The 11,892-nt window shown below is 61.3% G+C and carries 12 protein-coding genes; 4 read left to right on the forward strand and 8 right to left on the reverse strand.

Going from position 1 to position 11,892, the window contains the following annotated elements; genetic code table 11:
- Positions 1-59: 59 nt before the first annotated feature.
- On the forward strand, positions 60-695 hold the full coding sequence (locus AERO9A_RS18390) for a TetR/AcrR family transcriptional regulator (RefSeq protein WP_159973360.1): 636 nt from the start codon (positions 60-62) through the stop codon (positions 693-695).
- Between the two features lie 24 nt (positions 696-719).
- Here the strand turns inward: AERO9A_RS18390 and AERO9A_RS18395 are convergent, their stop codons facing one another.
- Positions 720-1,499 (reverse strand): class I SAM-dependent methyltransferase, encoded by a 780-nt coding sequence (locus AERO9A_RS18395; protein WP_159973361.1) that lies wholly within the window; start codon positions 1,497-1,499, stop codon positions 720-722.
- A gap of 106 nt (positions 1,500-1,605) precedes the next feature.
- Here AERO9A_RS18395 and AERO9A_RS18400 point away from each other — a divergent pair, with 106 nt between their 5' ends.
- Positions 1,606-2,373 (forward strand): hypothetical protein, encoded by a 768-nt coding sequence (locus AERO9A_RS18400; protein WP_256666002.1) that lies wholly within the window; start codon positions 1,606-1,608, stop codon positions 2,371-2,373.
- A gap of 78 nt (positions 2,374-2,451) precedes the next feature.
- Here the strand turns inward: AERO9A_RS18400 and AERO9A_RS18405 are convergent, their stop codons facing one another.
- The 7 genes from AERO9A_RS18405 to ppc form a co-directional block, all read right to left on the reverse strand.
- Complete coding sequence (locus AERO9A_RS18405; protein ID WP_159973363.1) at positions 2,452-3,153, reverse strand: extensin family protein; 702 nt, start codon at positions 3,151-3,153, stop codon at positions 2,452-2,454.
- A gap of 12 nt (positions 3,154-3,165) precedes the next feature.
- Positions 3,166-4,035, reverse strand: coding sequence for a DUF72 domain-containing protein (locus AERO9A_RS18410; RefSeq protein ID WP_159973364.1), 870 nt, complete (start codon positions 4,033-4,035; stop codon positions 3,166-3,168).
- Positions 4,036-4,061: 26 nt separating this feature from the next.
- The gene (locus AERO9A_RS18415; protein WP_159973365.1) at positions 4,062-4,406 is read right to left on the reverse strand and encodes a hypothetical protein; all 345 of its coding nucleotides are present in this window, start codon (positions 4,404-4,406) and stop codon (positions 4,062-4,064) included.
- A 113-nt stretch (positions 4,407-4,519) separates the two neighbouring features.
- A complete protein-coding gene (tsaB, locus tag AERO9A_RS18420) occupies positions 4,520-5,200 on the reverse strand; it encodes a tRNA (adenosine(37)-N6)-threonylcarbamoyltransferase complex dimerization subunit type 1 TsaB (protein WP_159973366.1) in 681 nt (226 codons plus the stop codon).
- A gap of 126 nt (positions 5,201-5,326) precedes the next feature.
- Complete coding sequence (locus AERO9A_RS18425; protein WP_159973367.1) at positions 5,327-6,112, reverse strand: 5'-nucleotidase, lipoprotein e(P4) family; 786 nt, start codon at positions 6,110-6,112, stop codon at positions 5,327-5,329.
- A 217-nt stretch (positions 6,113-6,329) separates the two neighbouring features.
- A complete protein-coding gene (gene adk / locus AERO9A_RS18430) occupies positions 6,330-6,977 on the reverse strand; it encodes an adenylate kinase (protein ID WP_159973368.1) in 648 nt (215 codons plus the stop codon).
- A 261-nt stretch (positions 6,978-7,238) separates the two neighbouring features.
- Positions 7,239-9,866: a phosphoenolpyruvate carboxylase gene (gene ppc / locus AERO9A_RS18435; RefSeq protein ID WP_159973369.1), complete on the reverse strand. Its 2,628-nt coding sequence runs from the start codon at positions 9,864-9,866 to the stop codon at positions 7,239-7,241.
- A 273-nt stretch (positions 9,867-10,139) separates the two neighbouring features.
- Between ppc and AERO9A_RS18440 the strand changes: the two genes are divergently transcribed.
- Both AERO9A_RS18440 and AERO9A_RS18445 read left to right on the forward strand, forming a co-directional pair.
- Positions 10,140-10,553 carry a DUF4398 domain-containing protein gene (locus tag AERO9A_RS18440; RefSeq protein WP_159973370.1) on the forward strand — a complete coding sequence of 138 codons (414 nt, stop codon included), beginning with the start codon at positions 10,140-10,142 and terminating at the stop codon, positions 10,551-10,553.
- Positions 10,554-10,600: 47 nt separating this feature from the next.
- Positions 10,601-11,395, forward strand: a complete 795-nt coding sequence (locus AERO9A_RS18445) for an OmpA family protein (protein ID WP_159973371.1) — start codon at positions 10,601-10,603, stop codon at positions 11,393-11,395.
- The last annotated feature ends 497 nt before the right edge of the window (positions 11,396-11,892 follow it).

The following is an 11,892-nucleotide window of genomic DNA, read 5'->3' on the forward strand; positions in this document are numbered from 1 at the left end:
TTGTACTGCCGGGTATAGTAGAAATAGCAAACTCACCAGTCCAGTATTAAAATCCGCTGATGCCCAATAAGTTGTTACAGCCTTCCGGCCCTGGCCGACCGAAGGATCCCGCCAAGCGTCGCGCCATTCTGGAGGCGGCCAAATGCCTGTTCATGCGTCATGGCTATGACGGAAGCAGCATGGACGCCATCGCCGCCGAAGCAGGCGTCTCCAAGCTCACGGTATACAGCCACTTCACTGACAAAGTGACACTATTTTCCGCCGCAATCGAAGCCAAATGCGAAGAGCAACTGCCCGAGCTGCTGTTCGCACTCGCCGATGACGTGCCACTGGAAAAGCAACTGCTCGATATTGGTCACGGCTTCCTCGCCCTGGTCAACAGCAGCGAGTCGGTGCAGATACACCGCCTGATGATCAACCTGGCCAGCCAGGAATCGAAGCTGGCACAGCTCTTCTATGAGGCAGGCCCCAAGCGTATTCAGGAAGAAATGGAACTGCTGCTGGGCAAGGCAGCACAGCACGGCCTGCTGGCAATCGATGATGCAGCGCGCGCGGCAGATCATTTCTTCTGCCTGCTCAAGGGCGGCGCGCACTTCCGCTTGCTAATCGGTTGCGGCGCTCCGCTGCAAGACGCTGCCGCCACCGACCATGTGCACGATGTAGTGCACCTGTTCCTGCGGGCCTACAAGCCATAGCGGCGCTGAGCGCAGCTCATAGAATCAGGCTTCCAGCTTCTTCTTCGGATAGATGTCATAGCGGCTGGACTTGCCCTCCAGCACGTAGCCTGGCTTGAGCCCCTCGATCGCTGGCGCCTTGCGTGGGCGCTTGACCACTACCCGGTGACTCGCCAGCGCCAATGCCGCCGCAAGCAAGGCAGGTGCATCCAGATCGTCACCGACAAAGGGGCGGAACAGACGCATTTCCTTCTTCACCAGCGCACTTTTATCCCGATGCGGGAACATCGGATCAAGGTAGATCACCTGCGGCGCTTCGCCCGCCCAGCCCTGCATCAGCTCGATGGCATTACCATTGAGCAGGTGCATGCGTGCAGCAATCGGCGCGACATCCAGATCCTGCGCCGCACGCTGCAAACCGTCTTCCAATAACGCTGCAACCAAAGGCTGGCGCTCGATCAGCGTCATCTCACAGCCCAAGCTGGCCAACACGAAAGCATCACGCCCCAGACCTGCCGTGGCATCGAGAATCCTTGGGCGAATACCCGATTGCACCCCCACAGCCTTGGCAATCATCTGCCCGCTGCCGCCACCGAACTGGCGTCGATGCGCTGCTGCACCCTCGATGAAATCCACCCGCACCGGTCCCGGCGCTTTATCGCCCAACTCGACCAGTTGCAAGCCGTGCTCGCCGACTTGCAGGGCGTAGTCGCTGTCGCCCTCCAGCGCCAAGCCAAGGCGCGCAGCCCATTGGCAGGCTGCTTCGGCGTATTGGGGATGTAAGGCTTGGATGTGGATGCTGGCGTTGTGCCGCTCGTCGGTCATTGGCTCATTCTGCACAAAAATCACTCAAAGCACCGGCCATATGGCCGACATAAAAGAAGCGGCATTCTGCCAGACCCGGCCACCAACAGCCGCATTGAGTTCGCTCATGTTCGACGCACTCTCCGCTCCACGTGCAAGCAGCGCATCGGCCCGACTGCGCCCCTCGGACGATGAGCTCGACCGCGCCACGCGCGAATCGGTCGACTATCAGATTCTGCGCCGCACCCTGGGGATCGAGGATCAGCCCACACCAAGCGACCTCACCCGCGAACTCGGCCAGACGCCGGAACCGCCCGCCGTCTCCATCAGCGCAGCGGCGCTCAGCCAGGCCGTGGTCGAACAGCGCAGCCTGGAGCTCAGCGTGACAGCCACAGTGACACCTCAGCAGGTGGATCCACTGGTGCTGGATCTGGCCGGCAACGGCTTTGCCACCAGCGGGCTGAGCCGCCCGGTGCGTTTCGATCTGGATGCCGATGGACGCATGGACTCTATCAGCGCCCCCAGCGGTGACGATGCCTTGCTGGCATTGGATCGCAATGGCAATGGGCGTATCGACGATGGCCGCGAACTGTTCGGTGACCAGCATGGCGCCGCCAATGGCTTCGCCGAACTGGCGCGCTTCGACGACAACGGCGATGGCCGTATCGATGCTGCTGACAATCTGTTCGACCAACTGCGTCTGCTGCGTTTCGATGCACGGGGTGGTCAGCATCTGCAAACGCTCGCTGAAGCGGGCGTCAGCGCCATCGACCTGCGCGCCCGCGATGTGAATATCGCCCTGGGTGCTTACGACCAGATCGCGCAACTGGGTCAATTCCAATTCGCCGACGGGCGCAGCGGCCAGGCCGCCGACCTGTTATTGGCCAAACGCTAGGGTTTGTTGCGTAGGGCGGGTGCCAACCCGCCATTGGCGCTGTGGCGGGTTGCACCCGCCCTACGGATCGCAAGCCCCTCAGCGACACATGCGCCACAACCCCATATCGACGTGGAAATGGTCGCGATGGGCGGCGTTGTAATCCGGCCCCAGTGTCAGGTTGAAATGTTCGCAGGCGGCGGCCTGCACCTGACGCAGAAAGCGCGCCTCATCATTATCACCAGACCAATCGTGCAAAACGCTAATAAGCCGACCGTCGCGCAGACGCAAGCCAACGATATCCAGCGCATTGGCATAGGCATGCTGGCTGGGCCGCTGACTACCGGCGATGTTGCGACAGGCGAAACTGCCGACATGCTCAAGCCGCACCACCGGCTGACCGAATACGGCCAGCGCCGCCGGTTGCAGACCATGACGCTCGAACAGGGCAAAGCTCACGGCCAGCGGGCAGGTAGCCATAAAGCTGCTGCTCAGGCTCACACCGGCACTTTGGATGCGTAACGCATTCTCGATCGGACAACCTGGTTGCGGCGTACTGTCAGCCAAGCGCGTGAACTGCATGCCGGAAGTTGCCAGCGCTTGATCGCACAAGTTGCGATCATCACGCAGACGCCACAGCTTGAAGTCCGTCAACAGATTCGGCGCCTCACGGACATCCAGCGGCGCCCACGGATTGAAGCGCGGCGCCACCTCCAGCCAACCACGCCAGATCGCCAGAAGCACCACTGCGCCAAACAGCAGCGTCAGTAGCTGGCCCCGCACGACAATCCTCGTCAACATGCTCATGTCCTCTCAGAGCAGACCCAACTGCTCCAGTTCAGGCTCAGCCGGTAAAGGCGGCAGTTCGGGCAATCCTGGTAAACGCTCGCACAGACGCAGATGAAAGCGCCGGGCCAGCTCGGGCGCCAAGCGATTGTCCGAGGTGTGCAGAAATACATAGGGCCGCAGTCCCTGCTCAATCCAGCCCGCGACCTTGTCCAGCCAGGGCGTCATGAACGGATCATTGGCCAACACTTCAGGATGCCCGATGAAGCGTAACTGCGGGCTTTGGCTGAAGGCAGTTGGCCGAGTCGGCAAACGCGGTTTCTTGGCCTGCGCGTGCAGCACGGCAGGCTCCTGTGAGGCGCAACTGAATAGCGCCCGCGAATCCAGGCAGATGCGCTCGATGCCACGCTCATGCAACAGGCGATTGAGCCTGCGCTCAGCCTCCTCCTTGGCGAAGAACGCGTCATGACGTACCTCGATGGCCAGCGGCGTATCACCCCAATGCTCGATAAAAGCCTCCAGCTCACCCAACCGCCAGGGCCCGAAACTGGCCGGGAGCTGCAGCCAATACGGCGCCACTCGCCCACCCAGCGGGGCTAATAACTGGCGGAATGCGGCACTAGCGTCCAATTGCAGACGCAGATCATCGCTGTGGCTGACATCACGAGGCAGCTTGGCGCAGAAGCGAAAATGCGCAGGCATCGACAGCGCCCAGCGCGCCACTGTCTGCTCACTGGGCCATGCGTAAAAGGTGGTATTGCCTTCCACCGCATTGAACATCTCGGTGTAACGCGTAAGGAAATCGTTGGGCCTGGTATCAGCCGGATAGAGTGTGGCGCGCCAGGCGGCCTCACTCCAGGACGGACAACCGAGGTAATAGGGAAGTGCTGAAGTCATCAAATTGCGCGCCGCGCCGGAGGGCGTCAGGCGTAGAGATCGAGCCCGAGCACTTCCTGTGCATCGGATTCGCTGGCGTAGCTGGCCGTGGTGCTATAGCTCGCGAGCGCCTGAGCGCTGCGGCTGCTCAGTTGCGGCTGGGCGTAGCTGGCATTCTGAGTGCGCGCCGGCAAGCTATCACTATTGGCGCTGCTGGCCTGCACACGACGGATCTGCGGTTGCTGCTCAAGGCCCTGAGTGCTCGATGGAGCGGTGGGCTGCTCACGCCGGACCTCGACCTCTCGCTGCGCCTCGCGATAAGGCGTAACCGCCGTCCCCGAGCGGGGGCCGCGATCCGGCGAATATGAGGGTAGGTAACCGTCGATACGCATTTAAAGAGGCTCGTGAAACTCGACAGAAGCAGACAGGATGCTGGCAATGTAGCGGTGCTGGCGCGCCTTGGCAAACATCGGCGGATAGGATGCCCAGCCAGAGCGCTGAACTGTCATCTCGGCGCCTTGGGCGTCGCGACCTGATCACGCAGGTACACCGGCTGCGCCTGATCAGCCGCCAGCGCCTCCCCCCGCGCCCAGGCGAAACGCGCCAGACTCAGTAAATCTTCGGCATGAGGCAGCAGCTCACCGGCCACCGCGCGCGGCTTGAGGGCGATACGCGCAGCATGGGTGCCCCAGCCGGTACCGGCGCCGAACCAGTTACCTTCGGCGCCACGTGGAGCATCGGCCTGCTCTGGCGGCAACACGGCCTCCACCCCCAGCAAACGCATCTCGCCAGACGCTTCGCGATAGCAACCCCAGTACACTTCATCCATACGCGCATCAATGGCAGCAGCTACCTGCTGAGCACCCTGCTCACGCAGTGCGCGTTGCGCCAGCACCGCCAGGTTGGAAATGGGCAACACCGGCCGATCGAGGGCAAACGCCAACCCCTGCACCACACCAATGGCGATCCGCACACCGGTGAAAGCGCCCGGCCCGCGCCCGAAAGCGATGGCATCGAGCGTTGCTGCAGTAACTCCGGCATCACCGAGTATCTGTTCAATCATCGGCAGCAGACGCTGCGCGTGCAGACGCGGCGCCACTTCGTAATGGCTGAGCACACGGCCATCATGCAGCAGGGCAACGGAACAGGCTTCGGTGGCGGTATCCAGGGCCAGGAGAGTGGTCATCGGCTTCGTACGGCGCAATAAAAAGAGCCGGCATTAGACCGGCTCAGCACTTTTTTTTCCAGTGCGACAGGCGCAGCAGGGACAATCGGCACAGCTCGCAAGCCATGCCGATGGCTTATCCGGCCTTTACCAGGGCTGGATTTCCATTTTGGCGTCCCAGCCCTTGAGCGGCGCTTTGGACCAGGTGCCATAGCTGGCATTGGGGAATACGATCCACTCCGCGCCCCACTTGCTCGACTCTTCTGCGACCGTCTTGCGCTGCGCATCGAGTGGCGTCTTGCGAAAGCGTGCATCGAAGTCGTGCAAGGTATCGCCGAGTAGCAGGACAATCTGATGATCGGCGCTAACGATGGCGCGACGCTCAACCTTGGGAGGGCCAAGCAGCAGCACGCTGTCTTCGGAAACCTGTGGCAAACCCAGCTTGCTCAAGGTAGCCAGGGTGTAATTCTTCTGCTCGTCGGCGCGATCGGAAACATAGCGGATGGTCACGCCAAGTTTGTCGGCATGCTCGAGAAACTGCTTGGCGCCGGGAATCAATGCCGGAGTCCCTTCACGCTCCCAGGGCAGCCAGGTGTCCCAGGCGTCGTACTGGTGACAATTGGCCAGGTCACGCGCCAGTAAGGCGCTGTTGTCGATCACGGTTTCATCGAGGTCAGTGACGATGGCCAGTTTCGACGGATCCTTTGCGCCCGCCACAGCCTGATCCAGCTTCAGCGTGGCAATGTTGTAAGCCTGCAATTGCAGCGCCTGGATTTCCGCCGACTGCTGCTGGAAACGCAGCCCCATGGTGAATTCCGACACCGCGCAATCGGTCTTGGGTGGCGTACTGTCCGCCGCTTGCACCGCAGGAATGCTCAACAGGGCGACAGCCAGCCCCAACCAGGTGCGGCGATGTACTGCTTTCTCGGTCATTGAATGTCCTCTTTTCCTTGGGTGATGACCCACGCCTCACGTGCATAGCAATGGCGTGAACCGAAGACAGCCGCCCGATGCTAGCGCACCTCAAAAGCGGATTAATGCACGCAAACGACCAGAACCTATCTAGCCGCTACAAACGACAAAGGCCCGTAGAGGGCCTTTGTAGGGAACGCCAACTGCTAAGCAGGACGCCGGAATTTACCTGAGCGACTCAGGACAGTGCGGCCAGAGTCTTTTCGGTGATCTGCTCGACGCTACCGACACCCGGAATGTGACTGTACTGGGGCGTGCCGGTTTCTGCAGCAAGCTTCTGATAGAAGTCCACCAGCGGCTTGGTCTGCGAGTGGTAGACGGACAGGCGATGACGCACGGTTTCTTCCTTGTCGTCTTCGCGCTGCACCAGCTCTTCACCGCTGATGTCGTCCTTACCAGCCTCTTTCGGCGGGTTGTATTCAGTGTGGTACACGCGGCCCGAAGCCGGGTGAACGCGACGACCAGACAGACGTTTGACGATTTCCTCGTCGTCCACAGCGATTTCCACCACGTGATCCAGTGCTACACCGGCGTCACGCAGAGCTTCGGCCTGCGGAATGGTGCGCGGGAAGCCATCGAACAGGAAGCCGTTGGCGCAATCGGCCTGAGCGATGCGCTCCTTGACCAGATTGATGATCAGATCATCAGAAACCAGACCGCCAGCGTCCATCACGCTCTTGGCTTTCAGGCCCAGCTCGGTACCAGCCTTGACCGCTGCGCGCAGCATGTCGCCCGTGGAGATTTGCGGAATGCCGAATTTCTCGGTGATGTAACGAGCCTGGGTACCTTTGCCGGCACCGGGCGCCCCCAGCAGAATCACGCGCATCGATGTGCTCCTCAAGATTTGTATAGTTATCGGTCGGACTCGCCTCGTGGGCACTTCTAAAAACGGGCCTGCAACACCATCGCTAGGCTTTTAGAAGCACCCTCGCGGGGGCCAATCTTTTAACTGGTATATGGCTGCCGAAACGGCCAAAAGGCTGCCCAAGATACACAGCGCCCCCCTGCTGCACAAGCCGCCAAAAGTCGCACCCACCAATCGTATGCAACCTTTATCGAAAAGCTGATCCAAGTCTGCGTCCCCCCCTCAACCAGTGTTGCGCAAACCTGCCGCGATACCCGCCACACTGACCAGCAGCGCTTGTTCCAGAGGGCTCTCCGGCGCCTGCTCACGCAGCCGACAGCGTGCCAGCAACTCCGCCTGCAGCAGGTGCAACGGATCAAGATAGGTGTTGCGCACGCTGATCGACTGCAGCGTCTCTGCGTTGTGCGCGAGCAACTGCCGCTGGCCAGTCACCTCCAGCACGCTGGCGCATGCCTGCGACAATAGGTCGCGTAGTTGCGCACCGAGTGGTTGCAGTGCCGCCTCGACCAAGCGCCGGTCGTACAACTCGGCAATGGCCACATCAGCCTTGGCCAGCACCATTTCCAGCATATCGATGCGGGTTCGGAAAAACGGCCATTGCTCACGCATTTGCCGCAACAGATCACCCTCACCAGCGGCCAGCACCTGGCCCAAGGCACGCTCCCAACCTAACCAGGCCGGGAGCATCAGGCGAGTTTGCGTCCAGGCGAAAATCCAGGGGATCGCCCGTAAACTTTCCACGCCACCGGCGCGCCGCTTGGCTGGTCGACTCCCCAGCGGCAGGCGTCCCAATTCTTGCTCGGGTGTGGCCTGATGAAAGTATTCAACGAACTGCGGATGCTCACGCACCACACCGCGGTAAGCCGCGACGCCTGCCTCGGCCAGGCGATCCATCATCGTGCGCCAGGCGGCCTGCGGCGCAGGTGGCGGCAGCAGCGTGGCTTCCAGTACTGCCGCCAGGTAGAGATTGAGATTCTGTACAGCGATATCCGGTAGACCGAACTTGAAGCGAATCATCTCGCCCTGTTCGGTGGTGCGGAAACGCCCGGCCACCGACCCCGGCGGTTGCGACAGAATCGCCGCGTGCGCTGGGCCGCCTCCGCGCCCGACGGTGCCACCACGGCCGTGGAACAGCAGCAGCTCGACCTGATGCTCGCGGCATAGGCGCACCAGCTCTTCCTGCGCCCGATACTGCGCCCAGGCTGCTGCCGTGGTGCCCGCGTCCTTGGCTGAGTCGGAGTAGCCGATCATCACCTCCTGCGGGCCATGCAGACGAGCGCGGTAGCCCGGCAACTGCAGCAGGCGATCCATCACCGGGCCGGCGTGATCCAAGTCCGCCAGGGTTTCGAACAGGGGCACCACACGCATAGGACGGCGCAACCCGGCCTCTTTGAGCAGCAGTTGCACCGCTAGCACATCCGAAGCAGCACCGGCCATGGAAATCACATAGGAGCCGAGCGAGGCCGCCGGGGCCGCGGCTATCTCGCGACAGGTGGCCAGCACTTCTGAGGTGTCCGCACCAGGCCGGTAGTCGCCTGGCAGCAAGGGTCGGCGGTTGTCCAGCTCGCGCTGCAAGAAACTCAGGCGCTGCTCTTCATCCCATTCGGCATAGCGCCCCAGGCCCAGGTAGTCGGTAATTTCCGACAGCGCGGCGGCATGTCGTGCGGCATCCTGGCGAACATCCAAACGCACCAGAAACAGGCCGAAGGTGGCCGCACGTCGCAAGCAATCGAGCAACGGCCCATCGGCAATCACCCCCATGCCGCACTCGTGCAGCGAGTGGTAGCACAACTGCAAAGGTTCGAGCAGTTCACGGTTGTCATGCAGCACCGAAACCGGTGCCGATAACTCACCACTGAGCGAATCATGCGCCCACTGGCGAGTAGCACGCAGGCGCTCACGCAACTGTTTGAGCAAGGCGCGATAAGGTTCGGCTACCTCGCCAACACGAGCGACCAGGGCCTCGCTGGCCTGCTGCATGGACAGTTCCGCAGCAAGATTGTCGACGTCGCGCAGATAAAGGTCAGCAGCCATCCAGCGCGCCAACAGCAACACTTCGCGGGTGACGCTGGCAGTGACGTTGGGGTTGCCATCGCGATCGCCCCCCATCCACGAAGCAAAGCGTATCGGCGCCGCCGTCAGCGGCAAACGCAAGCCGGTAGCGGCCTGCAGGCTGCGATCGGTGCGGCGCAGGAATTGCGGCACGGCATGCCACAGGGAATGCTCGATAACGGCAAAACCCCACTTCGCCTCGTCCACCGGGGTAGGCCGACTGCGGCGTATTTCTTCGGTGTGCCAGGCCTCGGCGATCAGCCGCTGCAGGCGCTCGACGACCGCATCGCGCTCGGCAGGTAGCAAGTCATCATGATCGAGCACACTGAGCTGCGCGGCGATGGCATCGTATTTCTGAATGAGCGTTCGCCGCGCCACTTCGGTGGGGTGTGCGGTGAGTACCAGTTGAATATCCAGACGCGCGATCTGCCGAGCGAGATCGTCCGGCGCCTGACCAGCCGCCCCCAACCGCCCGAGCAGTTCATCGAGCACGCTATCTTCGAACAGCGCGGGCTCCTGCGGTCGGCGGCGACGCACCCGGTGCTGCTGCTCAGCGATATTGGCCAAGTTGAGAAACTGATTGAACGCCCGCGCCACCGGCAACAACTCGTCCTCGCTCAGGCTGGCCAGGGTAGTGCTCAGGCGCTCAGAGCTGCCGCTGCGATCGGCCTTGGCGCTGTGGCGGATGGCTTCGATTTTCTGCAGAAAAGCCTCGCCATGCTGCTGGCGAATGGTTTCGCCAAGCAACTCACCCAGCAGATGCACGTCTTTACGCAAGCGCAGATCGATGTCGGTCATCAGCCTTCTCCACCCTAGGTTCGTGCCTCACAGAGTGGCCCAGGCGGGGGCGCATATTCAAGATTTCTAGTCAGCGGGACGCACACAGACAAGTGAATACTGACTAACCAGTCAGACAGCAAATAGCAAGCACGCTGTCATTTTTTCTGAACCATCTGCTGAACACCCCTGTCGGAAACTGTACGCGATGACGCTGATTAGAGTCGTTCGATACGCGCCAACATCGGCGTCTGCGCCCCGTTATGGAACTCGTCATTCATAGGAGTGTTGCAAATGGAGTTAACCACCATGAAGACCCTTGACGCGAAAACCACTGTTTCACGCTCGCGTGGACTCAAGCTGGCAGCCTTGATGTTAGGTAGCAGCCTGTTACTGGCTGGCTGCGCCAGCACCCCCCCTAGCGAGCAGTACGCCGTAACGCAATCGGCAGTCAATTCCGCCATCAGCGCAGGTGGTACCGAGTTCGCCCCCGTTGAAATGAAGTCCGCGCAGGACAAGCTCAAGCAAGCCGAATTTGCCATGCATGACGAGGACTACGAAAAAGCTCGTCGCCTGGCCGAGCAGGCTGAGTGGGACGCCCGCCTCGCCGAGCGCAAGGCCGAGGCCGCCAAGGCAGAACGCGCCCTGCAAGATGCCCGTCAAGGGGTTCAAGAACTGCGTGAGGAAGGCATGCGCAACGCCCAGTAAAGGGCTGTCGACGCTTCCATTCAACGACTGATCAAAGGATGAACGCCATGCGTAAACACATCATGCTTCCGACTCTGCTGGCTCTGAGCATCGGCCTGGTCGCCTGCGCCAACCAGCCCAACCCCAACCTGGAATCGGCCCGCAGCAATTTCTCCTCGCTGCAGGGTGACCCACAGGCCAGCAAACTCGCGGCACTGGAAACCAAGGACGCCAAAGAGTGGCTGGACAAAGCCGACAAGGCCTATATGAACGACGCTGACGAGAAGAAAGTCGATCAGCTCGCCTACCTGACCAATCAGCGCGTCGAGGTGGCCAAACAGACCATCGCCCTGCGCCAGGCCGAAGACGAATTGAAGAATGCCTCGGCGATGCGCGCCCAGGCCCTGCTCGATGCGCGTGATGCGCAAATCCGCAAGCTGCAGGACAGCCTCAAAGACCTCAACGCCAAGCAGACCGAGCGCGGCACCCTGGTGACCTTCGGCGATGTGCTGTTCGACTTCAACAAGGCCGAGCTCAAGAGCAGCGCCTACCCGAACATCACCCTGCTTGCCCGCTTCCTTGAGGAAAACCCGGAACGCAAGGTGATCGTCGAGGGCTACACCGATAACGTCGGCTCGGCCAGCTACAACCAGAGTTTGTCCGAACGACGCGCCAATGCCGTACGCATGGCCTTGGTGCGCGCTGGTATCGATCCTGCGCGGATCGTCGCTCAGGGTTACGGCAAGGAGTATCCGGTGGCGGACAACTCCAGCGATTCCGGGCGGGCGCAGAACCGTCGGGTGGAGGTCACCATCTCCAACGATAATCAGCCGGTGGAGCCGCGTTCGGCCAGCGGGGCCTAAACCTTCCCTCGGCGACAGAGCAGCGATTCGCCTGATCGTGTAAGGCTGCTTACTTCACGGAACCGCCCTGAAAAGCCGATGCCAGGTTTTGGCATCGGCTTTTTTATGGCTCGCCATTTTTATAGGGAGCTGCTTGTTTGATACCGGACTGGCAAGTTTGTGTGCTGGCTTGTGTTGGTGTTCTGGACGCCGCTACGACGTGTTCAGATATTCCGGGTTTCGCCCCCTCGGGCGACTCACTTTTCTTTGAGCTCGGATTGCCGCCCAGCACAAAGAAAAGTAAGCAAAAGAAACGCACCCCCGCCATCCGGGTCTCGCTTCGCTCGACTTCCCTCACTCCGGCATCGCTCCGGGATCGGCTTGCAAGGGCCATCCATGGCCCTTCAAGCGGGGCCGCCATCGGTATCTCGCGGCATCCATGCCGCTCAACCCTCTACACAACGATTCCGCTCACCCTCCTGAAGGGGGAATTTCGCGCGCCTGAATAGACAGGTATG

The organism is Pseudomonas sp. 8Z (assembly GCF_902506535.1).
Lineage (GTDB): Bacteria > Pseudomonadota > Gammaproteobacteria > Pseudomonadales > Pseudomonadaceae > Aquipseudomonas.

Bases quoted from the DNA above. Each gene is read 5' to 3' on its own strand.
- AERO9A_RS18390 (WP_159973360.1), top strand. From the start codon at position 60: ATGCCCAATAAGTTGTTACAGCCTTCCGGCCCTGGCCGACCGAAGGAT.
- AERO9A_RS18395 (WP_159973361.1), bottom strand. From the start codon at position 1,499: ATGACCGACGAGCGGCACAACGCCAGCATCCACATCCAAGCCTTACAT.
- AERO9A_RS18400 (WP_256666002.1), top strand. From the start codon at position 1,606: ATGTTCGACGCACTCTCCGCTCCACGTGCAAGCAGCGCATCGGCCCGA.
- AERO9A_RS18405 (WP_159973363.1), bottom strand. From the start codon at position 3,153: ATGTTGACGAGGATTGTCGTGCGGGGCCAGCTACTGACGCTGCTGTTT.
- AERO9A_RS18410 (WP_159973364.1), bottom strand. From the start codon at position 4,035: ATGACTTCAGCACTTCCCTATTACCTCGGTTGTCCGTCCTGGAGTGAG.
- AERO9A_RS18415 (WP_159973365.1), bottom strand. From the start codon at position 4,406: ATGCGTATCGACGGTTACCTACCCTCATATTCGCCGGATCGCGGCCCC.
- tsaB (WP_159973366.1), bottom strand. From the start codon at position 5,200: ATGACCACTCTCCTGGCCCTGGATACCGCCACCGAAGCCTGTTCCGTT.
- AERO9A_RS18425 (WP_159973367.1), bottom strand. From the start codon at position 6,112: ATGACCGAGAAAGCAGTACATCGCCGCACCTGGTTGGGGCTGGCTGTC.
- adk (WP_159973368.1), bottom strand. From the start codon at position 6,977: ATGCGCGTGATTCTGCTGGGGGCGCCCGGTGCCGGCAAAGGTACCCAG.
- ppc (WP_159973369.1), bottom strand. From the start codon at position 9,866: ATGACCGACATCGATCTGCGCTTGCGTAAAGACGTGCATCTGCTGGGT.
- AERO9A_RS18440 (WP_159973370.1), top strand. From the start codon at position 10,140: ATGGAGTTAACCACCATGAAGACCCTTGACGCGAAAACCACTGTTTCA.
- AERO9A_RS18445 (WP_159973371.1), top strand. From the start codon at position 10,601: ATGCGTAAACACATCATGCTTCCGACTCTGCTGGCTCTGAGCATCGGC.